At 67.7% G+C, this 24,802-nt stretch carries 23 protein-coding genes and 1 tRNA gene; 11 read left to right on the top strand and 13 right to left on the bottom strand.

Going from position 1 to position 24,802, the window contains the following annotated elements; translation table 11 throughout:
- The first annotated feature begins 118 nt into the window (after positions 1–118).
- Positions 119–769 carry a hypothetical protein gene (locus tag ASF00_RS12340; protein WP_055879368.1) on the top strand — a complete coding sequence of 217 codons (651 nt, stop codon included), beginning with the start codon at positions 119–121 and terminating at the stop codon, positions 767–769.
- A 9-nt stretch (positions 770–778) separates the two neighbouring features.
- Here ASF00_RS12340 and dapA read toward each other — a convergent pair whose 3' ends face one another.
- A complete protein-coding gene (dapA, locus tag ASF00_RS12335; protein ID WP_055879365.1) occupies positions 779–1,663 on the bottom strand; it encodes a 4-hydroxy-tetrahydrodipicolinate synthase in 885 nt (294 codons plus the stop codon).
- Between the two features lie 112 nt (positions 1,664–1,775).
- On the opposite strand from dapA, the gene ASF00_RS12330 reads away from it, so the two are divergent.
- The 4 genes from ASF00_RS12330 (at position 1,776) to ASF00_RS12315 (ending at position 5,760) form a co-directional block, all read left to right on the top strand.
- A complete protein-coding gene (locus ASF00_RS12330) occupies positions 1,776–3,785 on the top strand; it encodes a lytic transglycosylase domain-containing protein (RefSeq protein ID WP_055879362.1) in 2,010 nt (669 codons plus the stop codon).
- 118 nt (positions 3,786–3,903) lie between these two features.
- Positions 3,904–4,380: a transcription elongation factor GreB gene (greB, locus tag ASF00_RS12325; protein ID WP_055880463.1), complete on the top strand. Its 477-nt coding sequence runs from the start codon at positions 3,904–3,906 to the stop codon at positions 4,378–4,380.
- Between the two features lie 224 nt (positions 4,381–4,604).
- Complete coding sequence (locus ASF00_RS12320; protein ID WP_055879359.1) at positions 4,605–4,985, top strand: DoxX family protein; 381 nt, start codon at positions 4,605–4,607, stop codon at positions 4,983–4,985.
- Between the two features lie 10 nt (positions 4,986–4,995).
- Complete coding sequence (locus ASF00_RS12315) at positions 4,996–5,760, top strand: NYN domain-containing protein (RefSeq protein WP_055879356.1); 765 nt, start codon at positions 4,996–4,998, stop codon at positions 5,758–5,760.
- Between the two features lie 149 nt (positions 5,761–5,909).
- Here the strand turns inward: ASF00_RS12315 and ASF00_RS12310 are convergent, their stop codons facing one another.
- The 6 genes from ASF00_RS12310 to ASF00_RS12285 form a co-directional block, all read right to left on the bottom strand.
- Positions 5,910–7,412 (bottom strand): MATE family efflux transporter, encoded by a 1,503-nt coding sequence (locus ASF00_RS12310; RefSeq protein WP_200910537.1) that lies wholly within the window; start codon positions 7,410–7,412, stop codon positions 5,910–5,912.
- Between the two features lie 429 nt (positions 7,413–7,841).
- The gene (locus tag ASF00_RS12305; protein ID WP_055879353.1) at positions 7,842–10,793 is read right to left on the bottom strand and encodes a valine--tRNA ligase; all 2,952 of its coding nucleotides are present in this window, start codon (positions 10,791–10,793) and stop codon (positions 7,842–7,844) included.
- A gap of 39 nt (positions 10,794–10,832) precedes the next feature.
- The gene (locus ASF00_RS12300) at positions 10,833–12,458 is read right to left on the bottom strand and encodes a histidine kinase famiy protein (protein ID WP_082463412.1); all 1,626 of its coding nucleotides are present in this window, start codon (positions 12,456–12,458) and stop codon (positions 10,833–10,835) included.
- 53 nt (positions 12,459–12,511) lie between these two features.
- Positions 12,512–13,108, bottom strand: coding sequence for a DUF2497 domain-containing protein (locus ASF00_RS12295; RefSeq protein WP_082463454.1), 597 nt, complete (start codon positions 13,106–13,108; stop codon positions 12,512–12,514).
- A 36-nt stretch (positions 13,109–13,144) separates the two neighbouring features.
- Entirely contained in the window at positions 13,145–14,677 is a 1,533-nt protein-coding gene (locus tag ASF00_RS12290) for a TolC family outer membrane protein (RefSeq protein ID WP_055879351.1), read from the bottom strand.
- 5 nt (positions 14,678–14,682) lie between these two features.
- Positions 14,683–15,363: a protein-L-isoaspartate O-methyltransferase family protein gene (locus ASF00_RS12285; protein WP_055879348.1), complete on the bottom strand. Its 681-nt coding sequence runs from the start codon at positions 15,361–15,363 to the stop codon at positions 14,683–14,685.
- A 408-nt stretch (positions 15,364–15,771) separates the two neighbouring features.
- Here ASF00_RS12285 and ASF00_RS12280 point away from each other — a divergent pair.
- A tRNA-Cys gene (locus ASF00_RS12280) sits at positions 15,772–15,845 on the top strand.
- 1,179 nt (positions 15,846–17,024) lie between these two features.
- Here ASF00_RS12280 and ASF00_RS12275 read toward each other — a convergent pair.
- On the bottom strand, positions 17,025–17,453 hold the full coding sequence (locus ASF00_RS12275) for a (deoxy)nucleoside triphosphate pyrophosphohydrolase (protein ID WP_055879345.1): 429 nt from the start codon (positions 17,451–17,453) through the stop codon (positions 17,025–17,027).
- 32 nt (positions 17,454–17,485) lie between these two features.
- Here ASF00_RS12275 and ASF00_RS12270 point away from each other — a divergent pair, with 32 nt between their 5' ends.
- Complete coding sequence (locus tag ASF00_RS12270; protein WP_055880452.1) at positions 17,486–17,689, top strand: Flp family type IVb pilin; 204 nt, start codon at positions 17,486–17,488, stop codon at positions 17,687–17,689.
- Between the two features lie 148 nt (positions 17,690–17,837).
- Entirely contained in the window at positions 17,838–18,011 is a 174-nt protein-coding gene (locus tag ASF00_RS12265) for a Flp family type IVb pilin (RefSeq protein WP_055879343.1), read from the top strand.
- A 122-nt stretch (positions 18,012–18,133) separates the two neighbouring features.
- Here the strand turns inward: ASF00_RS12265 and ASF00_RS12260 are convergent, their stop codons facing one another.
- The 4 genes from ASF00_RS12260 to ASF00_RS19175 are packed head-to-tail and all read right to left on the bottom strand — an operon-like array spanning position 18,134 to position 22,003.
- Complete coding sequence (locus ASF00_RS12260; RefSeq protein ID WP_055879340.1) at positions 18,134–19,081, bottom strand: acetyl-CoA carboxylase carboxyltransferase subunit alpha; 948 nt, start codon at positions 19,079–19,081, stop codon at positions 18,134–18,136.
- A 31-nt stretch (positions 19,082–19,112) separates the two neighbouring features.
- Positions 19,113–20,012, bottom strand: a complete 900-nt coding sequence (locus ASF00_RS12255; protein WP_443024407.1) for a tyrosine-type recombinase/integrase — start codon at positions 20,010–20,012, stop codon at positions 19,113–19,115.
- Between the two features lie 19 nt (positions 20,013–20,031).
- Positions 20,032–21,885, bottom strand: coding sequence for a hypothetical protein (locus tag ASF00_RS12250; RefSeq protein WP_055879337.1), 1,854 nt, complete (start codon positions 21,883–21,885; stop codon positions 20,032–20,034).
- Positions 21,869–22,003: a hypothetical protein gene (locus ASF00_RS19175; protein WP_267904487.1), complete on the bottom strand. Its 135-nt coding sequence runs from the start codon at positions 22,001–22,003 to the stop codon at positions 21,869–21,871. Before ASF00_RS19175 ends, ASF00_RS12250 begins: the two co-directional genes overlap by 17 nt.
- 79 nt (positions 22,004–22,082) lie before the next feature.
- Between ASF00_RS19175 and ASF00_RS12245 the strand changes: the two genes are divergently transcribed.
- From ASF00_RS12245 to ASF00_RS18045, 3 genes are read left to right on the top strand one after another with little or no spacing between them, the layout of a single operon-like run.
- Entirely contained in the window at positions 22,083–22,658 is a 576-nt protein-coding gene (locus ASF00_RS12245) for a shikimate kinase (protein ID WP_082463410.1), read from the top strand.
- Positions 22,655–23,755, top strand: coding sequence for a 3-dehydroquinate synthase (gene aroB / locus ASF00_RS12240; protein WP_055879334.1), 1,101 nt, complete (start codon positions 22,655–22,657; stop codon positions 23,753–23,755). The genes ASF00_RS12245 and aroB overlap by 4 nt, the downstream gene beginning before the upstream one ends.
- Complete coding sequence (locus ASF00_RS18045) at positions 23,755–23,895, top strand: DUF2256 domain-containing protein (protein ID WP_082444318.1); 141 nt, start codon at positions 23,755–23,757, stop codon at positions 23,893–23,895. The genes aroB and ASF00_RS18045 overlap by 1 nt, the downstream gene beginning before the upstream one ends.
- Before the next feature lie 239 nt (positions 23,896–24,134).
- On the opposite strand, the gene ASF00_RS12235 is transcribed toward ASF00_RS18045, so the two are convergent.
- Entirely contained in the window at positions 24,135–24,788 is a 654-nt protein-coding gene (locus ASF00_RS12235) for a GntR family transcriptional regulator (protein ID WP_055879331.1), read from the bottom strand.
- Between the last annotated feature and the right edge of the window lie 14 nt (positions 24,789–24,802).

The raw sequence follows: 24,802 nt of genomic DNA, 5'->3' as shown, positions 1-24,802 counted from the left end.
TTAGGGGAAGCGGTGGCGGCGTTATTCGTCGGCATCGTGGCATCGCCGCTCGTATTTCGCCCGGCGCTGTTATCCAGCGCATGATTGCCGCTCTCTTCCGGTTGGGTTAGCTGATCGCATGAACGTCATCGAACGCTATGATCGGGACGGCTATGCCGCCGCTCCGCGACTGATCGCCACATCGGTCGCCAACGCCTTCCTCCGTCAACTCATGTCCGACATGGACGCGAAAGGCACGCCGTTGACGGCGCAGAAAACCGGATCAGCTTTGCTGCGCCGCGATGCGATCGAGGTCTACGGCTTTCACTATCCGCCGATGCTGGCGTTCCTGTGGGGGCTGACGCCGTTCGTCGCGACCGCGATCGGTCGCGACCTGCTGCCGGCGTACAGCTATTTCCGGATCTACCAGGAAGGCGATATCTGCCGCGTCCATAGCGACAGGCCGTCGTGCGAGCACAGCCTGTCGCTGACGCTGGATTACAGCGACGGCGTGCCGTGGAACCTCGAGATTGGTACCGACCACATCGCCGTACCCAAACCCGTGGTCGAGGACGATTTCGGGGCGGCCGGGTTCGCCTCGCTCAGCATGGAGCCCGGCGACGGCGTCCTGTATCAAGGCGTCCATCGCCGGCATGGCCGGATCACGCCCAACCCCAATGCATGGTCGGCGCACCTGTTTCTGCACTGGGTCGAGCGCGACGGGCCCAACGCCGGGTTCGCGTTCGATGGCAACCACGCCGCAGCGAAGGCGGTCAATCTCGAGCTGTGACGGTTCGCGCTAGATCAATCGCGCATGCGCGAGCGCCGTATCGACCGCAGCGCGCGCGGCTTCGCCGGCCGGCGTCATCGGCAGGCGCAGCGTTTCGGGGAAACCGGCGCGGACCTTCGTCATCGCGTATTTCACCGGGCCCGGCGAGGCGTCGGTGAAGAGCGCTTCGTGGAGCGGATAGAGCGTGTCCTGATACGCCAGCGCGGTGACGAAATCGCCCGACTGGCATGCCGCCTGGAACTCGGCGCATAGCTTTGGCGCGACGTTGGCCGTCACCGAGATGCAGCCGGTGCCGCCCATGACGTTGAACGCGAGCGCCAGGTCGTCATTGCCCGACAGCTGGCAAAAATCGGGACCGCACGCCGCGCGGTGCTGCGACACGCGCGCGAGCACGCCGCTGGCATCCTTCACGCCGACGAACACCTCGGGGAACGCCGTGACGATCCGCGCCAGTGTTGCGGGCTGGATGTCGGTCACGGTGCGTGCGGGCACGTTGTAGAGGATGATCGGCAGCGGGGTCGTCGCGGCAAGCGCCTCGAAGTGCCGGAAGATGCCCTCCTGCCCCGGGCGATTATAATAAGGCGGGACCATCAGCGCGGCGTCGGCGCCGGCGTCCTTGGCGGCGCGCAGGTTGGCCGAGGCGACGCGCGTGTCGTTCGAACCCGCGCCGGCGATTACGGGGACGCGGCCCTTCGCCTGGTCGACGCAGACGCGGACGACGTGGAAATGCTCGTCATACGACAAGGTCGCCGCTTCGCCGGTGGTGCCGCACGCGACGAGGCCCGACGAGCCCTCCGCGATCTGCCATTCGATGAAGTCGCGATAGGCGGGTTCGTCGAAGCTGCCATCGGCGGCGAACGGCGTGATGAGTGCCGGAATCGATCCTGAAAACATGGAGTAGCCTTGCGTCCCTGCGAGAAGAAAAGTCTGGCCTGTTGCGCCAAATACCGGGTGGAATCCGGATTTCGTTCAGGACAGATACGGGTTCGAGGCGTATGCTGTCCACATGGTAGCATCGATGTTGAAAACGAGCCTTCTTCTTGCAGTCGTGGCGGGGACGGTCGCCGCGTCCGGAGGCGGACAGCAGACGCTGGATCGCTACAGTACGCAGCTGGCCAATATGGGGCCCAATGCGCAGCCGATGGCCCCCCCCATGATGAGCGACGGTGCGATCGCGTCGACGATCGCGCAATGGCGCGCGCTGCAGCAGACCGACGCGTTGCCGTTCGACAGCTATGCGGGCTTCCTGATGGCGCATCCCGGCTGGCCCAACGAGGCCGCGAACCGCCGTGCGGCGGAGCGCAAGGCCGCCACCGGGTCGCCCGCCAGCGTCGCTGCGTTCTTCCGCCGCTATCCGCCGCAAACCGCGTCGGGCGGCGTCGCTTATGCGCGGGCTCTGCAGGCGACGGGCGCGCGCGATCAGGCCTATGCCGCGGTGCGGACCGCATGGCGCAGCAGCGGGCTGACGCCGACCGACGAGGCGATGGTACTGTCGGGCTTCCCGGGCGCGCTGACGCCCGACGACCAGGACGCGCGGATGGATGCGCTGTTGTGGGCGGGCCAGACCGGCGCGGCACAGCGGCACCTGGTGTGGACGAGCGCGGCGCGGCGGCCGGTCTTCGCGGCGCGGCTCGCATTCCGGACGAATGCGCCGAACGCGTCGGATATCTCGGCGTCGACGCAAGGCCTGTATGCCAGCGACGCGGGCTATGTCGCGGACCGGGCGCAGTGGTTGCGCAATTCGGGCGCGAGCCCGTCGGCGCGCGCGTGGCTGGCGCGACCGCGGGCGCTGACGACGCGGCCGGGCAATCCGGCGGAATGGTATGAGGTGCTCGTCACCAACGCGACCGGCGCGGCGAACGACAGCCAGTATCAGGTCGCCTATGACATCGCGCGGCAGATCGACGACGCCTATCCTTACGGCGTCGACGTCTCGACCAAATCCTATGCCGAGCGCGACGAATATACCAATCTCGCCTGGCTCGGCGGACGCGTCGCGATGAAGCAGCTCGGGCGCCCGGCGGACGCGATGACGTTGTTCGACCGTTATGCGCGCGGCTCGCGCTCGCCGCAGGTCCGGTCGAAGGGCTATTACTGGGCGGGGCGTGCAGCCGAGGCAGCGGGGCTCGCGCCACAGGCGGCGGCGTTCTACGGTCAGGCGGCGGGTTACCGCGATCAATATTACGGACAGCTCGCGAACGAGCGGACCGGGCGCGCGCTGGTCGCACCGCCATCGGTGGCGTCGGTCGCGATCGATCCGGCGACACGCGCCGCGTTCGACCGGCGCGAGGTTGTGCGCGCGGTGAAGTTCCTCGGCCAGATCAGCGACTGGCAGGACCAGACCGCGTTCATCCGCCAGATCGCCGCCGACGCGACGACCGATACGGATCATCTGCTAGCCGCCGAGCTGTCGAAGAGCATCAACCGCCCCGATCTCGGCGTGATGGTCGGGCGGAGCGCGCTGGCGAACGGCCTCAGCGATTATTCCGCGGTCGGTTTCCCGATCGTCGCCGTGCCTGCGGGATATGAGGACAACTGGACGATCATCCACGCGATCTCGCGGCAGGAAAGTCAGTTCGATCGCGCCGCGGTCAGCCATGCCGGCGCGCGCGGGCTGATGCAGCTGATGCCTGCCACCGCGCGCGAGCAGTCGGGCAAGATCGGGCTGGCATATAATCAGGCGGCGCTGACGACCGATCCGAACATGTCGATCATGCTGGGGTCGAGCTATTTCCAGCGAGTCTATGCCAATTACGGCAGCTATCCGCTTGCGGTGGCGGCGTATAATGCGGGCGGCGGCAACGTGAACAAATGGCTCCGCGCGAACGGCGATCCGCGCACGGGGGCGATCGACATGGTCGATTGGGTCGAGGCGATCCCGTACCAGGAGACGCGCAATTATGTGCAGCGCGTGCTGGAAAACGCGGTGGTGTACGACCTGATGAACCCCGCGCGCGCCAAGAGCCGGGGGGCTGCGCGGCTCTCCTGGTATCTGGGGAAGAACCGGCCGGGCTGAGGCCCTTGCGTCATCCTGACGGAATTCAGGATCCAGGGTAACGGGCGGTGGTCCTTGGTGGCTCTGGATCCTGACTTTCGTCAGGATGACGGTCGCGCAGAACGTGATACGAAAGCACATGGATCGCCCGAACTACATTACCCCCGCCGGCTACACCGTGCTGCGCGAGGAATATGAACACCTCCTCGTCGGCGAGCGGCCCAAGCTCGTCGAGGTGATCTCTTGGGCCGCAGGCAATGGCGATCGGTCCGAGAACGGCGACTACATCTACGGCCGCAAGCGGCTGCGCGAGATCGACCGCCGGCTCGGCTGGCTGTCGAAGCGGATGAAGGCGGCCAAGGTCGTCGATCCCGCCGCGCAGGAGGATCGCTCGCGCGTGTGGTTCGGGGCGTGCGTGACGGTCGCGGACGAGGACGACGTCGAGCGGATCCTGACGCTGGTCGGCGACGACGAAACCGACGCGAGCAACGGGCGGATCGGCTGGAACTCGCCGTTCGCGCGCGCCTTGCGCGGGGCTGCGATCGGCGACGTGCGGCGCGTCGACCTGCCCGCCGGCGAGCGCGAATATGAGGTGATGGCGATCGCCTATCCCTGACTCCTCCCCCGCAAGGAGGAGGTGGCACCGAAGGTGACGGAGGGGCGGATACGGAACCGACGTTTCGCTTACCGCCCCCTCCGTCTGGCAAGAGCCAGCCACCTCCCCCTGACGGGGGAGGATATAGACACCCTCGCCCCGTCAACGATCCGTTTCGATTTACGTAAGTTAACCGGGCCTGCCGCGTGGGACATTTCGGAGCCGCAACGACAGCGAGGATTCCTATGCCGATACCCGCCACCTGGTCCGCCCGCCTGCTCAGCGTGATGCGGATCGTCGTCGCGCTCGTGTTCTTCAGCCACGGCGTTTCCAAATTATTCGGCCTGCCGCCCTTCCCATATCCGATGACCCCGTTGCTCTACGTCGCAGGCGTGCTGGAAGTCGTGGGCGGGGGGCTGCTGATCGTCGGGCTGTTCACGCGTCCGGTGGCGTTCGTGCTGTCGGGGATGTCCGCGATCGCGTATTTCCTGGACCATGCGCCGCAGGGCCCCTTCCCGATCGCCAATGGCGGCGAGGCGGCGGTGCTGTACTGCTTCGTGTTCCTGTACCTTGCCGCGGCGGGCGGCGGCGCGTGGAGCGTGGACGCGGGGCGTGGGCAACGCTAATCCTCCGCGCATGATCGATACCACAACGCGCAACGTCGCCCTCCTGATCGACGCGGACAACGCGTCCGCCGCCACGCTCGACCCGGTGCTGACCGTCCTTGCCGAGCTCGGCACGGTCAACGTCCGGCGGGTCTATGGCAACTGGTCCAAGCCCGCGCTGAAGGCGTGGAGCGACATATCGATCAAGCACGGCATCGAGCCGCAGCAGCAGTTCGACCTGACCAAGGGCAAGAACGCGACCGACATGAAGATGACGATCGACGCGATGGACCTGCTGTTCCGCGGGCGGATCGACGGGTTCGGGATCATGTCGTCGGACAGCGATTTCATGCCGCTGGCAACGCGCATCCGCCAGGACGGCATCCCCGTCTATGGCTTCGGCACCAGCCGCACGCCCGAGGGTTTCCGCCAGGCCTGCACGCGGTTCATCGACGTGGGCGCGCTCAACGAGACGTCGCAGCCGATGCCCGCCCCTGTGCCGGCGCCGGTCGCGGGCGAAAAGGCGGCGGCCCCTGCCCCGGCCCCCCGCCCCAAGACCGCGCAACCGATCGACGAACAGGTCATCAAGCTGCTGATCGACGCGTACAACGCGGTGAAGCGCGACGAGAAGGGCTATGCGAGCGTCGCCGAACTCGGCCAGCTGGCGGGCAACCGCTCGAGCTTCGATGCGCGCAATTACGGGTTCAACCGGCTGTCCGACCTGATCGAGACGATCCCGAACTTCCAGCATGAGCGCCGCGAAGGTGGCCGGTCGTTCGTGAAGCGGCTTCGGTAGGCACTCGGCACGCCGAGACCAACTGCCCCACCCCGGCGGAGGCCGGGGCCCAATTGGGGGACGTCGATGACGAAGGGCGGCGCTTCGTTACTGCGACCTTCCCAATTGGGCCCCGGCCTCTGCCGGGGTGGTAGGTGAGGTCGGGCGCTTCACCCCGTAGGCTGCAGCCGGCCGCCCGGCTCGGTCATCGCGTGGGCGCCCTCCTCGCAATCCTCGGGCACGACCAGCGCACCCTTCCGCCAATTGCCGTAGCGGTAGTACCCGATCGCGATCGCCAGCGTCGCCGCCGATCCCAGCGGGAAGCTCCACCAAAGCGCATCCGCCCCAAGCCACGGCTTGGCCAGCAGCGCAAAGCCGATCCGCACCGGATACAGCGCGACGATCAGCGCGATCAGCGGCGCGATCACCGCGCCGTTCGCGCGCACCGTCGAGAACAGTACCATCGTCATGCCGAACAGGATGAAGTTCCAGCTCGCGATCAGCTGGATATGCCGCGCGATCGGCAAGGCCGGGCTGTCGCCGCCGATGAACAGCGTCATCACCGGCCGGTCGAACAGGATCACCACGCCGACCATCGCGCCGGTCAGCGCGATGTTGAAGAGCAGGCCGTATTTGGTGATGTCGCCGACCCGGTCCCACCGCCCTGCGCCGATATTCTGCGCCGCCATCGAGCTGACCGCCGCGCCGATCGCCAGCGCTGGCATCTGGATATAGGTCCAGAGCTGCTGCGACACCGCATAGGCCGCGGCGGTATCGACGCCGAGCCGGTTGACCAGCCCGACCATCGCGAGCCCCGCGGTCGACATGACGAGCATCTGCGCGCCCATCGGCAGGCCCTTGCGCACGATCGTGCCGGTCAGCGCACGCTCGGGGATCAGGTAGCGCAGCTCAGGCCCGCGCAGCCGCAGCGGCAGGTCGCGCCGGTAGATATAGAGCACCAGCCCGAGCAGCGAGACATGGCTGGCGATCAGCGTCGCCATCGCCGATCCGGCGATCCCCATCTGCGGGAACGGCCCGATCCCGGCGATCAGCAGCGGGTTGAACCCGCTGTCGAGGATCGCGCTGAGCAGCATGAACCAGAGCGGCGTCATCGAATCGCCCGTACCGCGCAGCCCCATCATCAGCAGCACCATCATCATCGACGCGGGCAGCCCGAGAAAGATCACGCGCAGATAGGCGAGCGCGAGCGGCATCGCGTCGCCGGGCGTCGCGAGCAGCTGCAGGATCTCGGGCGCGAACACCCAGCCGAGCGCGGCGATGACGATCGCCCCGCAGAGCACCAGCCCCACCGCCGAGCCGAATGCGCGGCGCGCGCCGTCGATGTCGTGCCGGCCGAAGCTCTGGCCGACGAGGATCGTCGCCGCCATCCCGAACCCGAACACCGCGCCGAACGTCAGGAACATGATGATGTTCGCGTTCGAGGTCGCGGCCAGCGCGCCCTCGCCGAGATAGCGCCCGACCCAGATCGCGTTGATCGAGCCGTTGAGCGATTGCAGGATGTTCGAGCCCAGCGTCGGGAGCGCGAAGGCGAGCAGCGTGCGGCCGATATGGCCGGTGGTGAGATCGCGCTGGCCGGGCTTGCCGCCGGGGCGGGTTTGGGAGTTGGGGTTCGCGTGAGCGCTTGTCTCGACGTTGGATGGCAGGTCGCTCACACAGTCACTCCGTCAGGCCGGATTGTCCGGTATTCTCCGGCAGACGGGTGGACGCCCGTACAGGCTTTCCTGCCTAGCCGCGGAATGAACGCGGGAACAAGTCGGCAGGTCCCGCTCAGGCCGTAGCGCTCCATGTTTCCCCGCGAAGGCGGGGCCCCAGACTGGGCTCCCGCCTTCGCGGGGGAACAAGGCGGCGGCGACTTACCCTTGCCAGTCGAGCGTCCCAACGGCCGTCGCCCCGGCGAACGCTGGGGTGAAGGCGATAGCTGCAACGTATCGCTATCGCGTGCTGCAATCCTCCCCCGCCAGGGGGAGGTGGCGCCGTAGGCGACGGAGGGGGAGGACACGCAACCAAGGGTATCGCCTACCGCCCCCTCCGTCAGGCTGGCGCCTGCCACCTCTCCCTGGCGGGGGAGGATCAGACGGCGATTACCCCAGCCTTCCCAGAGCCGCCTGCAGCCGCGCGGCTTCGGCGGCCTTGTCGGCGTGGTCGGCCTTGGCCTTCTCGACCGCTTCGGGCTTGGCGCGCTCGACGAAGCTTGCGTTGCCGAGACGGCCGGACAGCGCGTCGCGCTCCTTCTCCGCCGCGGCGATCGCCTTGGTCAGGCGGGCGCGTTCGGAGTCGAGGTCGATGACGCCTTCGAGCGGCAGGACGAAGGTCGCCTCGTCGACCACGACCTGCGCCGCGCCGCCGGTGGCTTCGCCCTCGGCATGCGTGACGCGCGCGAGACGCGCGAGCGCGGGCGCTTGGCGTTCGAGCCGCGCCAAGGTCGCCGCGTTGGCGTCACGGACGTGCAGCGGCAGACGCGCCCCCGGCGGCACGTTCAGTTCGTTGCGCGCGGTACGGATCTCCTGAACCAGCCGGATCAGCCAGTCGACCTCCTTGCTCGCCTCGGGATCCATCGAGCGCGCATCCGCCATCGGCCATTGCGCGACGATCAGGTCGTGATCGCGGGGGCCCATCGCGTGCCAAAGCTCTTCGGTGATGAACGGCATGAACGGGTGGAGCAACACCAGGATCTGGTCGAGCACCCACCCCGCGACCGCCTTCGATTCGTCGTCGATCTGGCCGCGCTCGTCGCCGACCATCTGCGGCTTGATGAGTTCGAGATACCAGTCGCAGAACCGGCTCCACGCAAACTGGTAGATCGCGTTGGCGGCGCCGTCGAAGCGATAGTCGGCGAGCGCCAGGTCGACCGTCTGCACGGTCGCGATCGTCTCGGCGATGATCCACTTGTTGACCGCGAGCTCCGCGCGCGGCGCCTCGAGCGTGGTGCTCGCGACGATGCCGTTGGCCTGCGCGAAGCGGGCGGCGTTCCACAGCTTGGTCGCGAAGTTGCGATAGCCCTCGACCCGCTTCTCATCCATCTTGATGTCGCGGCCCTGGCTCTCCATCGCCGCCATGAAGAAGCGCAGCGCATCGGCGCCATACTGGTCGATCAGCCCGAGCGGGTTGACGACATTGCCCTTCGACTTGGACATCTTCGCACCGTCCGCCGCGCGGACGAGGCCGTGCAGGTAGAGCGTGCGGAACGGCACGTCCTTCATGAAGTGCAGCCCCTGCATCATCATCCGCGCGTTCCAGAAGAACAGGATGTCGAAGCCGGAAATCAGCACGTCGTTGGGATAACGGCCGCCGAGTTGCGACGCGGGATGCCCCCGGGATTCGGGTGCAGGATGCCCCGCATTTCCGTTCGTGCTGAGCGAAGTCGAAGCACCGCCAGAAGCGGTGTCGCCCTTGGCCTGCCCTTCGACTTCGCTCAGGGCGAACGGGGGTTGGGACCCGTCCCAGCCGAGCGTGGCGAAGGGCCAGAGTGCGGAGGAGAACCAAGTATCGAGCACGTCGGAATCACGGACAATATAGACTGTGTCGTTCGTCGCCCGCGGGGGACCATCATCAACTACGATTCTGTATTGGTCACCGTAGACGGCCTGCGCCGCGGCAATCGCCTCTTCCTCTGTTTGGGCTACAAAGGAATTATTCTGACCAGTAATAGTTTCAATGAGAAGCCCGTCAGCGTCCACATCATGGTCAATATGACTAACTAGACCATGTTCATCCTGCGCCGGCCCGAACCAGGCCGGGATCTGGTGCCCCCACCACAGCTGGCGCGACACGCACCAGGGCTGGATGTTCTCCATCCAGTTGAAGAACGTCTTCTCCCAAGTCTTTGGCACGATATCGATCGCGCCGACGCGCACCGCCTCGATCGCGGGCTGCGCGAGCGTCTTGGCGTCGACATACCATTGGTCGGTCAGCCACGGCTCGATCACCACGCCCGAGCGATCGCCGTACGGCGTCTGGATAGTGCGCGGCTCGGCGTCGTGCTCGACGCCCTCCTTGTCGACATGCGCGATCAGGAAGCCCTCGGCCTTCAGCTGCGCGACAACCGCCTTGCGCGCCTCCGCCGTCGTCAGCCCGAGCATCTCGGCGGGGATCAGCCCGTCGGACACCTGCACGACACGCGCCTTCGCATCGAGCATGTTGAGCATCGTGCCTGCGGCCATCCCTGCCCGCTTGCCGACCTCAAAATCGTTGAAGTCGTGCCCCGGCGTGATCTTCACCGCGCCCGATCCCAACTCGGGATCGGCATGGTCGTCGGCGATGATCGGGATCAGCCGGCCGGTAATCGGCAGCTTCACCTGCTTGCCGATCAGCGCGGTGTAGCGCTCATCGGACGCGTTCACCGCCACCGCCATGTCGGCGAGCATCGTCTCGGGCCGCGTGGTCGCGACCTCGATGAAACCCGAGCCGTCTTCGAGCGGATAGCGCAGGTGCCAGAAGCTGCCCTTGATCTCGCGCGTCTCGACCTCGAGGTCGCTGATCGCGGTGCCGAGGCCCGGGTCCCAGTTCACGAGGCGCTTGTCGCGGTAGAGCAGCCCCTGCTTGTGCAGGTCGACGAACACTTTGAGGACGGCCTTCGAAAAGCCCTCGTCCATCGTGAAGCGTTCGTTCGCCCAGTCCATCGAGCAACCGAGCCGGCGCAGCTGCTGCGTGATCTCGCCGCCGCTCTCTTCCTTCCACGCCCAGACCTTGGCGATAAAGTCCTCACGCGAGTGGTCGGTGCGCTTCTGCGGCGGGGACATCGCGCCCATTTGGCGCTCGACGACCATCTGCGTCGCGATCCCGGCGTGATCGGTGCCCACCACCCACAACGCGTCCTTGCCCTTCAGGCGCGCGTGGCGCGTCAGGATGTCCTGCAGCGTGTTGTCGAGCGCGTGGCCGATATGCAGGCTGCCCGTGACGTTGGGCGGCGGGTTGACGATCGTCCACGGCTCCGCGTTCGGGCGGTCGGGGCGGAACTGGCCGCTGGCCTCCCAATGCGCATACCAGCGCGATTCGATGGAGGCGGGGTCGAAGGTTTTGGGAAGCTCGCTCATGGCGGAAGCCTTAGCGAGCGTGTCCGGGCTAGGCCAGCGTCACGTCCGCGCGCCCGGCTTATCGAGCACCGCGCGGATCCGCTCGTTGAGCTCGTTGCGGCGATAGGGCTTGCGGATCAGCTCGAACGAGCGGCTGCCCGCGTCGATCGCCTCGTCCGCGAACCCGGTGGTCAGCAGCACCGCGGTGTGCGGATAGTCGCGCCGCACCGCCTGCGCGAGCGCGACGCCGTTCATCCCGCCGGGCATCAGTATGTCGGTGAACAACAGCCGGAAATCCGAATCACCGTGCAGCGTGTCAAGCGCGGCGCGCGCGCTGTCGACCAGCACGACTTCGTAGCCGAGATCCTCGAGGATGGTCTTGCCGAGTTCGCCGACCTCGATCTGGTCCTCGACCATCAGCACGCGTTCGGCACCGCCCGCGCGGGGCGCGACCGGGCCTGCGGGCTTGCGCTCGACCGCGCCGCTGGCGCGGGGGAAATACAGCGCGAATTCCGCGCCGCCGCCCTCGATATTCCGGACGGCGGCGATCCCGCCCGACTGGCGCATGAAGCCATAGACCATGGCGAGGCCGAGCCCGGCGCCCTTCCCCATCTCCTTGGTCGTGTAAAAGGGTTCGAAAATCTTCTCGGCGACCGTCGGATCGATTCCGGGGCCGTCGTCGCGCACCGTGGCGACGACATATTCGCCGGGTTCGAGCTTGGCGACGCTGGCGTCCTCGGGCAGCACCGCGTTGCGCGTGGTGATCGTCACGGTGCCCGCACCGCCGGTCGCATCGCGCGCGTTGGCGATGATGTTGAGCAGCGCCATCTCGGTCTGGACGGGGTCGACGCGGCAATTCCACAGATCGGATGCGAGGTCGCGTTTCAGCGTGATCCCGGCGCCGACGCTGCGTTCGAGGATCGGCCGGAAATCGCCGATCAGCTGGTTCAGGTTCATCAGCCGATCGCGCAGTTCCTGCTTGCGCGCAAACGCGAGCAATTGCTGCGTCAGAGTCGCCGCGCGCGCCGCGGAGGTGGAGATGGCATCGACCGCGCGTCGCGCCGACCGGTCGTCGGGGCCGATCCGGGCGTCGAGGATATCGGCATAGCCCTGGATGACCTGCAACAGATTGTTGAAATCATGCGCGATCCCGCCGGTCAGCTTGCCGACCGCTTCCATGCGCTGCGCCTCGTGCAGCGCTTCTTCGGCCTCACGGCGACGGGAAATATCGAGCTGGCTGGCGAAGAAATAGCGGAGTTCGCCATCGTCGCCGAACACCGGCGACACGAACAGCGCGTTCCAGAAGGTCGAGCCGTTCTTGCGATAGTTGAGGACCTCGACCGCGACTTCCTCGCGCTTGGCGATCGCGGCGCGAACCTCGTCGATCGCGGCCTGGTCGGTTTCGGGGCCTTGCAGGAAACGGCAGTTATAGCCGAGGATCTCATCCTGCGAATAGCCCGTCATGAACGAGAATGCCTCGTTGCAGAAGATGATCGGGTTGTCGGGCCGATGCGGGTCGGTGACGACCATCGGCATCCGCGTCGTCTTCACCGCGGCGAAGAAGATATCGCTGCCCGCCTTCGCCGGAACGATGGCTTCGTTAGAGCCGCGCCATTCCCCGCCTTGTGTGGGGGCTTCCGCCGGATCCATCCCGGCCACTGGTTCCTGCGCGCACGGATCAGACATGCTAAGCGTAACCCCGGCGGAACCGTGCTGGTTCCGCGCGGGGTGCGCGGGAATTAAGGCTGCTGGTTCATAATCTTGGCGATCTCGCGGGCGACCATGTCCTCGACCATGTTTGGCAGGTTCGCATCGATCCACTCGCGCAGCATCGGCCGCAGCATCTCGCGTACGAGCCCTTCGAGCGTGCCGTCACTGTTGGTGTCGGGCTTGACCATCATCCGGGTCAACGCCTCGAGCGGCGCGCGCGTTGCCGCGGCGGTTTCCCGCGAGACGATCGATTCGGCTATGGGCTCCGGCGCAGGTTGCGGCGGGTGCTGCGAGTGCGAGTGGGGCTGCGGCTTGGTCGCTGCCGGGCGCGGTTCGGGCGTGGCATCGACCGAGGTCAGGACCGGGGACTTCGGCGTGCGGGGCGTACGGTCGACCATCGGCATCGGATCGCTCAATTCGAGAATTTCTTCGTCGTCGATCTCGTCGTCGAGATAGGCGGCGTCACGATATACGGGCTCGTGATAGGCCGAGTCGCGATCGGCCGGCGCCGCGTTCGTCCGCGCGGGACGGCGCGACCGGCCGGGCGTATCACCCTCCTCGGCGATGATGCGTTTGATCGACGAGAGAATTTCCTCCATCGACGGCTCGCCGTTCACGTCCCCCATCCGGACCATCCCAAACCCCGTAGCCGCGCAACACCCCTATTGGCGGCTCGGCGCGTCCTTACCTGTGGTTAAGGCGGGGTTCCTGTCAACCGGCGTATCGAGCAACGGATCGCGTTGCGGCTGGACATGCGCATCCTGCGCGGGCGATTGGGCGGTCCGCGTGGCGACCGGCACCGGCTCGCCATCGCCACCGAAATCCCAGATCTTGTGGCGGACACGCCGATAATTGGCGACCGGATCGTAGAGCACGCCGCCATCGAGCCCCAGGTCGCGCGCCTCGGCCTGCCCCATCGCCGCGAGCAACGCGAAACCGGCGACATACGCATCGCGCCGCGCGGTAACGAGCGTCACCTGGCTGTTGAGCAGTTCCTGCTCGGCATTGAGGATGTCGAGGATCGTGCGCGTGCCCACGCTGTTCTCGGCGCGGACACCCTCAAGGCTCAGCTTGTTGGCATTGACCGCGGTTTCGGACGACTGGATCACCTGCTCCGACGACTGCCAGACGGCGAACGCGGAGCGCGCTTGCGAGATCACGTTGCGTTCGGTCGCGGTGACGTTCTCGATCGCGCGGCTCTGAAACGCTTCGGCCTGGCGGACCTGCGCGGCGGGGCGACCGCCCTGGAACAGCGGCAGCGTCAGGGAGAGGCCCCCCTGGACGGTCTTGTTGGCGTTGGGGAAGGTATTGACGCTGCCGTTGGTGGTCGAGGCCGATCCGAGATAGTTGGTATAGCTGGCCGAACCGGTCGCGCTGATCTGCGGCAGGCGACTCGCGCGGGCGACCCCGACATCGTAGCGAGTCGCATCGCGCTCCTTGGCTGCGGCGATCAGCACCGGATTATTGTCGATCGCGACGGTCACCGCCGAGGCCGGGCTGTCGGGAAGATGCGGGAGCGTCGGGGGCGTTTCAAGCGTGCCGGCGGGCGTGCCGACATAGCGGATATAGTTTTCCCGGCTCGAGATCAGCTGCGCCTCGGCCGACTGTAGCTGCGCCCGCGCGAGCGCGAGGCGCGCCTCCGACTGGGCGACGTCGGTGCGGGTCAGATCGCCGACCTGGAACCGGTCGCGGCTCGCCTGCAGATTGACGTCGAGCACGCGGACATTCTGCGTGTTCAGGCCGACGATCGCCTCGTCGCGGATCACGTCCATATAGGCGGCGACGACGTTGGTGAACAAATCCGCCTCGGTCCCGCGCAGCGTCGCGCGGCCCGCCTCGACCCGGGTCTTGGCCGCGGCGACCGAATTGCGAACCTGGCCGCCCTGATAGAGCGGCACCGAGACGTTGGCGCGCGCCACCGCCTGGCGCGGCAGGGCGATGAAGCTGTTCGCCGCGGTCACGACGAATTCGGTATAATCGCCCGTCACGTTGGCCGAGGGCAGACCCGAGGCGCGCGCGATCGGGACATTCTCGTCAGTCGCGCGCAACGTCGCGCGCTGGCCGGTGAGGATCGGGTTGGTGGTGTACGCCTTGACCAGCGCCTCGCGCAGCGTGTCCGCACCCACTGGTGCAGCGTTATAGATCAGCGCAACACTTGTAAGCAAGCAGCGGAAACGAGCGGTGCGCGTGATCATAAGGCTCAGAACCTGAAGGGTTTGGGGATGTCGAACCCGGGGAGCGCGACACATTCGACATCGACAAAGGCCGCGAGCGCGAACCCGCCATCGGTCTTGCGTCCCGACGCCAGCCGCGTGACCCCGCGCTCGGCGATGCCCGACGCGACTCGGCCTCCCGAACGCAGCTGGGCGACGAGCATATCGGGCATCGCCTCGATCGCGCCATCGACGATCAGCACGTCATAGGGGGCGCCGTTGGCATGACCCTCGTGCATCGGCGCCTCGACGAGTTCGACGTTGCCGACCCCGGCCAGCGCGGCGCGCGCGATCGCCAGGAGCGCCGGGTCGCTCTCGACCGCGACCACCGATCCGACGATCTCGCTGAGCACCGCGGCGGTGTAGCCGGTCGCGGCACCGATCAGCAACACGCGGTCGGTAGCGGTCAGATACGCTTCGGTCAGCAACCGGCCGGTCGCCATCGGCAGATTGGCGTATCGTCCTCCACCCAATGCGATCGCGGTGTCGCGATAGGCGATAGAGCGGACGTTGTCGGGCAGGAACTGCTCGCGCGGCACCCGCGCCATCGCCGCAACCACCCGCTGGTCGTTGACCGCGTTGGTGCGGAGCTGGCTCGCGACCATCGCATGCCGCATGGTGTCGTAGGCCGAAGCAGCGGTCGCGGTATCGAGGCTCATCGTCGTCATAACCCATCCTGTCGCACAACTGTTTTAGCTGCGCAATACACTAGTTGTCGCGCCGACATGTATCGCGGCCCGGCGATTGCGCCAAGCGGGAGATATGCGCGCACGGGTCGAGATCGGCCGAATCTGGGGTGTAGACGCCCCGCCCGCCCGTGTGACACCGAAGATGTCGCGGGCGGGACGTCGAGGGCGCATGCGGAAGACCACGGCACTACCTCTGCGGTGCTCTTTAGCAGCGAAAGCCGGCAACGTCGCTGAAAATGCCACGCATTTCGGCATCGAACCATCGCAAAGGCGTTGCCCGCCCTCGCATAAGCGTCCGAGACCGGCGAAGACGCGATATTTTATCGCCCGCCGCACGTCGCGGTTGACCGCGCTGGCAAAACCAAGCATTGGCGCCGTCCGCATCGGGGCCCGATGGCGGAGTGGTGACGTAGAGGACTGCAAATCCTCGCACCCGGGTTCGATTCCCGGTCGGGCCTCCAGCGTTGATATTCTATCGAGCCTTTCCAAGCGATTGGGCACGATCGCCGATCAGCCGATCGTCGATGGTCCATGGACGGCGCCGCGAGCGCGCCCTTTCCCACCCCGCAATCGTCCTAGCCGCATCGCCGGCCATCTGCGATCGATCGATTGTCCGCGTTCAGCAGGCTCTTTCGGCCTCGCCGGTATGGTCCGGCCGGTATGATCCGAGCGCGACTTTACGGGGTGTTGCCGTGTTGAAGCGCGGCCACGTGCCGGATCATCGCCTCACCCAGCCCCCCGCGTTTCACGGCAGGGTCCGCATGGTGTCGCGCCGATCGCGGGACGGTCGGGGCGATTATGCGCTTGCCTCCGGGTGTCGATCAAATAGGTTGGCCACCCATACGAACGGAGAAAACGGCGATGCGCAAGTTCAAGGCTCTGCCCGTGGCAGGCGTCCTCTTCCTGGCGTCCGCCGCGGCTGCGCACCAGTCCCCCCCCGCCCCTCCTGCTGCAGCCGCCGCCGATGGTCAGCGTCCGCAGACCGAGAAACCGATCTGCCGATCCGAAACGCCCACGGGCTCGCGCTTTCCGAAACGGGTCTGTCACACCAAGGCCGAGTGGAGCGCGATGACCGTCGATGGCGCCGCAGCGTTGGAAGCTAGCCGCCGTCCACGCTAGCAGGTCCGCGCTGGCACCCCGTTGTCGGTCTATCCCGGCGGGGAGGCACGATGACGGGCCCGGTTGCGCTGGATCATCGGCCGAGCAGCGGGTTCGGACAGACGGGCTCGCGCTCGGCCACACCTGACCCCCACCGTCCGGGCAATCCTGTCATGGACATTCATCGATATCCGGTCAGACGTCCCCGTCAACCGCGGCGTACGCCACTGCGGTCCGTCGTGGATCCTATGATCGGATTCGGCGCCGTTTCGGTTCGGCTGCATCGAGCGGCGCGCAAGGGCGCGCGCGTGGCCGGATGCGGCTCGCTCGAGAAAAGGGAATAACTCGCGCGAGCCGCGGTCCAACACCGACGTACGGTCTTGGGGACGTACGCTGGTAGACCCGCCTTGCGGCATCATCACAACCAGATCAAGTGTCATTTTTTGAAGGCGGAGTATGGGACGCTGCTGGCGCTGGACCGTCCCGTTTCGGAGCACCGGTCGACCCGCGACACCGACGCCGGGCAAAGCGCCCCGCGCCGGTCAGATCAACGCATCGAGCAAGCCGATCAGCGGTCGATCCGCGGGTGGCATCGGCAACGCGTGCATCTCCGCGGGACGGACCCAGCGCAACGCGGTCGCCTCGAGCGCACGCGGCACGCCGGTCCATTTCCGCGTGATGTAGAGCAGCAGCAGCAGGTGGCGATCGCCGAGCCCCGCGCTGGCGAAGGCGGCGGGCGCCAGGCACGCCTGCGGCACGACGATCGCGAGTTCCTCCTCGAGTTCGCGGATCAGCGCGGCCTCGGGCGTCTCGCCGGGTTCGACCTTGCCGCCGGGAAATTCCCACAGCCCTGCCAAGGACCTGCCCGGCGGCCGCTGCTGGAGAAGCACCCGCCCCTCCAGATCGACCAGCGCGGCTGCGACCACTGGCAAGAGCAGGTGCGCAGCCCGATCAGGTATGTCGTTGGTCATTCCTTAAGTCCCTTCAGGCTATGATGATGGTCATGAAGCCTGTCGCCTCCATGACCGCAATCGTCGGTCGAACGCTCCTGCGCGCGTTGCGTACCACACGCGGCGCGACCGCGATCGAATATGGCCTGATCCTCGCGCTGATCGTGATCGCCATGGTCGTCGGGCTGACCGCACTCGCCAACTCCACCACCGGCATGTGGGGACGGGTCGACGCCAAGGTCTCGACCGCGCGCTGAGGCGGCACCGCGCGGCTTCGGCCGCTCTAACCAGAAAAATTAGAGCCTTAAACCTTTCTCAACTCACCGAACCTATTGGTCATGATGCTGATCCGGCCCGTCCGGTCCAGCCGGGTGACACTGAAGCAATCCAACGATGGAGACCGGAATGAAGACGATCCGCAAGTTTTTCAAGAATTCCAAGGGCGCAACCGCCATCGAGTACGGCCTGATCGCCGCGCTGATCGCCGTCGCTGCGATCGCCGCGATGCAGGGCCTGGGCAACAGCCTGAACAAGACGTTCAACAACGTCTCGACCAAGCTCAACACCTCGACCACGTAATCAACGACGCAGGCGGGCAATTCGGCGACGAATTTCCCGCCTGCACGATGTGCGACGAAAAGGGCGGCGGAACTCCGGTTCCGCCGCCCTTTTCGTGTGTTGCGACGCGGGTCGATGCGCGGTTAGAGCCGGCCCATCTTCAGGAACTTGGCCTGGCGATCCTTGCGCAGATCGGCAGGCGCGACCGTGGCGAGGTCGGCGAGCGCCGCCGCCAGCCCGTCGCCGAGCGACTCGATCGCCGTCGCTCGGTCGCGGTGCGCGCCGCCGAGCGGTTCGGCGACGATATCGTCGATGACGCCGAACGCTTTCAGGTCCTGCGCGGTGATCCGCATCGCTTCGGCAGCCTCGGGAGCCTTGTCGGCCGTGCGCCACAGGATCGAGGCGCAGCCTTCGGGGCTGATCACCGAATAGATCGCGTGTTCGAACATCAGCACGCGGTTCCCCGCGGCGAGCGCGACCGCGCCGCCCGAGCCGCCCTCGCCGACGATCGCCGCGACGATCGGGACGCCCGCGTTGAGGCAGGCCTCGGTCGACCGCGCGATCGCCTCGGCCTGGCCGCGCTCTTCGGCCTGGATACCGGGGAACGCGCCCGAGGTGTCGACCAGGGTCACGATCGGCAGGCCGAATCGGTTGGCGAGTTCGACGAGGCGGATCGCCTTGCGATAGCCCTCGGGCTTGCCCATGCCGAAATTGTGGCGGAGGCGGCTCGCGGTATCGTCACCCTTCTCATGGCCAAGCACCATGACCTTGCGCCCGCGGAACGTCGCGAAGCCGCCCAGAATCGCCTGGTCGTCGCCGAACGCGCGGTCGCCGGCGAGCGGCACGAACTCGTCGAACAGCGCGGCGACATAGTCCTTGAAGTGCGGACGCTCGGGATGGCGCGCGACCTGCGCCTTCTGCCACGGCGTCAGCCGCGCGAAGGTATCCTTCAGCAGCTTGTCGGATTTGGCCTGGAGACGCGCGATATCCGCGGCCAGGTCGACGCTGCCTTCGGCAGCGGTGTCGCGGAGTTCGTCAATCCGGCCCTGGAGCTCGGCGATCGGTTTCTCGAAGTCGAGGAAGCTTGGCATCCGCGGCGGTTACGGTGCGGCGCCGTCCGCGTCAACGCGGCGACATGTCCGCCAGCGGGTGACGCGTGTTGACCAACTCGACCAGCCGGCTCGAATCGACGTGGGTGTAGATCTCGGTGGTGGCGATATCGGCGTGGCCGAGCATCGATTGCAGCGCGCGCAGATCCGCGCCCCCCGCAAGCAGATGCGTTGCGAACGCATGGCGCAGGACGTGCGGGCTGATCCTGTCGGGCGGGATCCCCGCCTCGGCGGCGAGCGCCTTGACGATCTGGTACAGGCGGATGCGCGAGAGATGGCCCTTGCCCGAGGGGAACAGCCAGAGACGGTCCGCGGCGACATGCATGCGCCAGAGCGCCACCGCGGCGCGCGCACGGTCGGAGATCGGCACCATCCGCTCGCGTCCGCCCTTGCCGCGCAGGATCAGGAACGGGCGATCGGGATGGACCGCGTTGCGCGGCAGGCTGACGAGCTCGGTCGCGCGCAGCCCCGAGCCGTAGAGGAGTTCGAACAGCGCGGAGAGCCGCAGGTCGTTGGGGTCGAGCGGGTCGCGCGCGGCACGCTCGGCGATCGCGGCGAACAAGCGATCGATATCGGCGTGGCTCAGCACCTTGGGGAGCGCGCGGGCGGGGCCCGGCCTTGGCAGCGCCTTGCCGGGGTCGTCGGCGCGGTGGCCCTCCTCGGCAAGGAACGCGAAGAAGCGGCGGAGCGAGGCGGACTTTCGGCCGACGGTCGCACGCGACAGCGCGGACCACCCGCCCGACACGGTCGCGAGCGCGGCGGCGTCCGCGTCGACCAAGCCGCCTTCGAGCGCCTGCGACGCCAGCATCAGGTCGCTGCGATAGGCGGCGAGCGTGTTCGCCGCCGCCCCCGCCTCCGCCGCCATCATCTCCAGGAACCGGTCGATCAGCGCACGGTCGGTAGCGTGGGTCACGATCGAGCGGCGGCGTGGATCACGCCCGTGCGATCGCCTCGGCGGCGATCATCCGTGCCTCGCCGTCGAGCCCGACGGCGCGCAGTGCGCCGACGATCCGGTACAGCGCCTCGGGCGGGATATCCTTCCACCCGGCCGCCTGCATGCCAATCGCCGCAAGGACCACGACCGTGCCCGACTGACCGGAGCGCGCGGCACGATCGAGCGCGCGCGTCCACGCATTGTCGGCACCGATCCGTACGCCCAGCGACTGCGCGGCGCGCTCGATATCGCCCGTATTGAGCCGCCCCATCCCGGCAAGCCCCGCAAACAGCATGCGCTGCTTGAGCGCGGAATCACCTTCGCCGCCCGAATAGGAGGCAAGGTCGGCATAGCTGAGCCGGCGATACGCGTCGGGATCGCTCAGCATGATCATCGCCCAGGCGTCGCCGCCCGCGGGGACGCTGCCGAGCCAGCGCGCGGCGGTGCGGTCGAGCCCGGCGGACAGCATCGACGCGACCAGATGATCCGCCTCGGCCTTGGCCAGCGCCGGGTTCATCCGTGCCGCCGCGCGTGCGGTCAAGACCAGCCGCGCATAGGCCGGCCGCGCCTTCGCACCGCCCCAGAGCGCGCGCAGGGCCGTCAGCCGCGTCTCGGGATTGCGATCGGCATAGGCGGTTCGCAGATCATCCGCCGCCGCCGACGCGACGCCCTGCGTATCGTCGTCGGTCGCGGCGGCGGCATAGAGATCGACTAGTGCGGCGCTGGAGAGCACCCCCTGCCCCGCCGCCGATTCGGCGGGCGCGAGCCGGGCCGCCAGCGGCACCGACGGGGACAGCGCCTGCCAGTAGCGCACCTGCGGCCCTGCGCTGGCATAGAGCGCGTCGGGCACCGCGACGCCGGTCGCCATCGCCAGCCCGAACCGCCACGCGGTCAGCTGGTCGACGCCGTCCCATTCGATCGTGACCGCCTGACGGCCTTGCGCGCCGGCCCCTACGACTTTCTGCGCGAGCAGCATGTCGACACCGCTCGCGACGTTGCGGCGCTTGGCGGTCGCGATCAGCGGGGTCGCCTGCGCTGGGTTGCCCGAGAGGCCCGCGCACATCGCCTGCGCCATCGTCCAGCCGCGTGCCGGGCCAAGACGCATCGCGCCGGGGACCAGCGGGCAGAAGCCCGCGGGATCGCCCGTCGCCAGCGCCGTGTTCATCGCGACCTGATACAGCTTGGGCGTGTAGTTGTCGGTGTCGACGCTCTGCGTGACCGCGCGCGCGGCGACCGATTCGCCCATCCGCAGCAACAGCCAGGCGCGCTCCGCCGCGAAGTCCGCACCGTTGATGCGCGCGGGCGTATCGACGCGCGAAACCAGCGCGCGGCGCAGCAGGATCGACATCCAGCGCGACGGCAGCGGCGCGGTCAGCCGGCGCATCAGCGTCTCGACATAGCGACCGTCGGCATCACCGAACGCGTCGGTCTCCAGCCCACCCTCACGCGCGGCCACCGGCCCGACTGTCGTCAGCGAGCGCCGCGCCGATTCGGGCATCTCGTACTGCGCGAGCACCGCAGGGTCGACCGGCGCGGGCGTCGTGGCGGGCACGACCGGGGCGATGCCGGTCGGCGTCGTCGGTGGCAGCGGCTGGATCATCGCGCCGGACGACGACGCGGCGGGCGCCGGCTGGGATGCGGTCGGCTGCGGCGCGGTCGGCTGCGGCGTGCCGGACGGCCGCGCGGACGTGCCCGCAGGCGGCGCGGGCCGCGGCGCGGGCGTCGGGGTCGGATCGCCAAACCCCGGCGGCAGGATCGATTCGGGGCGATCCTGTCCGATCGCCGGTGCCAGCGCGACGAGTGCCCCGGCGGCAACCGCCGCCGCCAGTGTCGCCTTAAGAGAGGTTCGCAAGCGTCACGGCCTTCTCGACGCGGCTCTGCGGACGCTCGGTCGCGCGGCCGGCCAGCAGGAACAGGCCGCCGACCACGACCACAAGAACGACGACGACCGAGACGATGAAACGGGACATGCGACGTAACCTTGTAGTGGACAAACAGGCGCCAAGAGCTTTTGCCCTTGCGCGGTGCCGCTGTATAGCGCGGCTCACGATGTTGCAAAGCCACAACCCTTCAGGTGGGCCTCCAAGCGGCCCTGCCGGCAGTCGCCGCGCTGCCCCGATCGATCGCCCGATCGTGCTCGTCGGGCTGATGGGCGTCGGCAAGACCACCGTCGGCCGCCGCCTCGCGCTGCGCATGAACCTGCCGTTCGTCGATGCCGATCACGAGATCGAGGCGGCGTCGGGGATGACCGTCGCCGAGATCTTCGCCAAATATGGCGAGGCGTATTTCCGCGACGGCGAACGCCGCGTGATCGCGAGGCTGATCGACGGCACGCCCAAGATCATCGCCACGGGCGGCGGCGCGTTCATCAACGACGACACGCGCGCGCTGATCCTGCGCGACGCGACATCGGTGTGGCTCAGCGCGCATCCCGACATTCTCGTCGAGCGCGTCGGGCGGCGCGATACCCGCCCGCTGCTGCGCAACCGCGATCCGGGCAAGGTGCTCGCCGAACTGGCGCGCGTCCGCAACCCGATCTACGCGCAGGCGCACATCCATATCGTCAGCAACAAGACGCCGCACGAAGCGACCGTCGCTGCAATCCTGAGAGCGTTAGGCCGATGAAGACCATTACCGTCGAACTGGGCGCCCGGACCTACCCGATCCATATCGAAGCGGGCATCCTTGGCCGCGCGAGCGAATTCGTGGCGCCGCTGGCAAAGGGCCGGCGCGTCGCGATCGTCACCGATGCGAATCTGGCAACGCATCAGGCGACGCTCCAGGCTTCGCTGGCTGCGGCGGGGCTCGGCTCCGAGGCGATCGTGCTGGCGCCCGGCGAGGGCAGCAAGAGCTGGGCGACGCTCGAGATGCTGTGCGACCGGCTGCTCGAACTCGGGATCGAGCGTGGCGATCATGTCGTCGCGCTGGGCGGCGGCGTGATCGGCGATCTCGTCGGGTTCGCCTGCGCGATCCTCAAGCGCGGGTGCCAGTTCGTGCAGATCCCGACGAGCCTGCTCGCGCAGGTGGACAGCTCGGTCGGCGGCAAGACGGCGATCAACACGCGCGCGGGCAAGAACCTGATCGGCGCGTTCCATCAGCCGGCGATGGTGCTGATCGACCCGAAGGTGCTCGAGACGCTGCCGATCCGCGAGTTGCGCGCGGGCTATGCCGAGGTCGTGAAATACGGGCTGATCGACGATCTCGCCTTCTTCGAATGGTGCGAGGCCAATGGCGCGGCGTTGCTCGCGGGCGATTTGGGTTTGCGCGAATATGCGATCGCGCACAGCGTGTCGGCCAAGGCGCAGATCGTCGCGGCGGACGAGCACGAGACCAATGGGACGCGGGCCCTGCTCAACCTCGGCCACACGTTCGGCCATGCGCTCGAGGCGGAGACCGGGTTCTCGCAGGCGCTGATCCATGGTGAGGGCGTGGCGGCGGGCTGTTCGCTGGCGTTCGGTTTTTCGGCGGCGCAGGGTCTGTGTTCGGAAGCAGACGCGCAGCGCGTTGCGGCACATTGGCGCGATGCGGGGCTGCCCGATGGGCTGGCAGCCGCGGGGGTCGGCGCGAGCGGGGCGCGGCTCGTCGATCATATGCGGCACGACAAGAAGATGGCGGCGGGGACGCTGCCGTTCCTGCTCGCGCGCGGGATCGGCGGGACCTATCTCGACAAGACCGTCGACCTCACCGATGTCGCGGCGTTCCTCGACGCGCAGGCCCGCTGATGCCCAACGGTGTCGCCAAGCAGAACCTGCCGACCAAGGTGTGCCCGGCATGCGAGCGCCCGTTTACGTGGCGCAAGAAATGGGCGCGCGACTGGGACAGCGTGATCTATTGCTCGGACGCGTGCCGCAAGAAACGGTGACGCGCACGGATCGCGCGACGCGGAGCACCGGGTTGCCGACGTCGCTCTAGCGCCGGCCATAGCCGCAGCAGAGCGCCAGCCCGGCGGGGTTCCAGACCATGGAGCGGCCGCGCGCATCGACCAGGGCGGCGCGATCAGCTGCGTCCAGGTCAGCGTCGTGGTGCGGCTGGGGTCGCGGCCATGCACAGACGATCCGGACGGTTTACGCGGCCCGGACATGCCCCTCCCCGATGGTGATCCTAGTCTCGGCCCGTATCGAACTGCATGCGCAGATCGGTCAGCGTCGATTGAATATGGCTGGTGAGCAGCGTCAGCATGCGATCGTCGTCGCGCGCGAGCCACGCGTCGAGCAGCTGGCGATGCTCCAGATGCGCGCGACTCTCGCGCCCCGCCGGCCGCAGATGCGCGACGACGTAGCGCTCGGCGAGGATCGCCAGCCGCTCGACCATCTGCGTCGTCAGCAGGCGCCGGCCCGGCCGGACCAGCGCGGTGTGGAACACGCGGTTGCGGATCGCGACCTCGGCGAGGCGCTCGCTCGCGGCGTTGTCGAGTTCCTCGAAGGCGAGGATCGCGGTCGCGCGATCCTCGTCGTTGGCGACGGTCGCGGCGTAGGCGGCGGCCTGCGGCTCGATCGCCAGCCGCAATGCAAAGATGTCGTCGGCCTCGTCCGCGGACATCGGCTGGACCGAATAGCCGCGGTTCGCGTGGCTGGTCAGCAGGCCCTCCTGCTCGAGTCGCGCCAAAGCCTCGCGCAGCGGGATCTTGCTGACGCCGAGTTCGGTCGCCAGCGCGTCCTGGCGGATCGCGGCATGTCCCACGAGCTTGCCCGTGACGATCTGTTCGCGGACGATCTCGAACACCTGCTCGGACAGGGTGCGGACGACGATGCTCATGGCGGGACGGCTCC

The sequence above is a fragment of the Sphingomonas sp. Leaf34 genome (assembly GCF_001421805.1).
Taxonomy (GTDB): Bacteria; Pseudomonadota; Alphaproteobacteria; order Sphingomonadales; family Sphingomonadaceae; genus Sphingomonas.
Note: the sequence above shows the minus strand (reverse complement) of the source record. Positions and strands in the feature narration are given on the sequence as shown.

Bases quoted from the DNA above. Each gene is read 5' to 3' on its own strand.
- ASF00_RS12340 (WP_055879368.1), top strand. From the start codon at position 119: ATGAACGTCATCGAACGCTATGATCGGGACGGCTATGCCGCCGCTCCG.
- dapA (WP_055879365.1), bottom strand. From the start codon at position 1,663: ATGTTTTCAGGATCGATTCCGGCACTCATCACGCCGTTCGCCGCCGAT.
- ASF00_RS12330 (WP_055879362.1), top strand. From the start codon at position 1,776: ATGGTAGCATCGATGTTGAAAACGAGCCTTCTTCTTGCAGTCGTGGCG.
- greB (WP_055880463.1), top strand. From the start codon at position 3,904: ATGGATCGCCCGAACTACATTACCCCCGCCGGCTACACCGTGCTGCGC.
- ASF00_RS12320 (WP_055879359.1), top strand. From the start codon at position 4,605: ATGCCGATACCCGCCACCTGGTCCGCCCGCCTGCTCAGCGTGATGCGG.
- ASF00_RS12315 (WP_055879356.1), top strand. From the start codon at position 4,996: ATGATCGATACCACAACGCGCAACGTCGCCCTCCTGATCGACGCGGAC.
- ASF00_RS12305 (WP_055879353.1), bottom strand. From the start codon at position 10,793: ATGAGCGAGCTTCCCAAAACCTTCGACCCCGCCTCCATCGAATCGCGC.
- ASF00_RS12300 (WP_082463412.1), bottom strand. From the start codon at position 12,458: ATGTCTGATCCGTGCGCGCAGGAACCAGTGGCCGGGATGGATCCGGCG.
- ASF00_RS12295 (WP_082463454.1), bottom strand. From the start codon at position 13,108: ATGGGGGACGTGAACGGCGAGCCGTCGATGGAGGAAATTCTCTCGTCG.
- ASF00_RS12290 (WP_055879351.1), bottom strand. From the start codon at position 14,677: ATGATCACGCGCACCGCTCGTTTCCGCTGCTTGCTTACAAGTGTTGCG.
- ASF00_RS12285 (WP_055879348.1), bottom strand. From the start codon at position 15,363: ATGACGACGATGAGCCTCGATACCGCGACCGCTGCTTCGGCCTACGAC.
- ASF00_RS12275 (WP_055879345.1), bottom strand. From the start codon at position 17,453: ATGACCAACGACATACCTGATCGGGCTGCGCACCTGCTCTTGCCAGTG.
- ASF00_RS12270 (WP_055880452.1), top strand. From the start codon at position 17,486: ATGAAGCCTGTCGCCTCCATGACCGCAATCGTCGGTCGAACGCTCCTG.
- ASF00_RS12265 (WP_055879343.1), top strand. From the start codon at position 17,838: ATGAAGACGATCCGCAAGTTTTTCAAGAATTCCAAGGGCGCAACCGCC.
- ASF00_RS12260 (WP_055879340.1), bottom strand. From the start codon at position 19,081: ATGCCAAGCTTCCTCGACTTCGAGAAACCGATCGCCGAGCTCCAGGGC.
- ASF00_RS19175 (WP_267904487.1), bottom strand. From the start codon at position 22,003: ATGTCCCGTTTCATCGTCTCGGTCGTCGTCGTTCTTGTGGTCGTGGTC.
- ASF00_RS12245 (WP_082463410.1), top strand. From the start codon at position 22,083: ATGTTGCAAAGCCACAACCCTTCAGGTGGGCCTCCAAGCGGCCCTGCC.
- aroB (WP_055879334.1), top strand. From the start codon at position 22,655: ATGAAGACCATTACCGTCGAACTGGGCGCCCGGACCTACCCGATCCAT.
- ASF00_RS18045 (WP_082444318.1), top strand. From the start codon at position 23,755: ATGCCCAACGGTGTCGCCAAGCAGAACCTGCCGACCAAGGTGTGCCCG.
- ASF00_RS12235 (WP_055879331.1), bottom strand. From the start codon at position 24,788: ATGAGCATCGTCGTCCGCACCCTGTCCGAGCAGGTGTTCGAGATCGTC.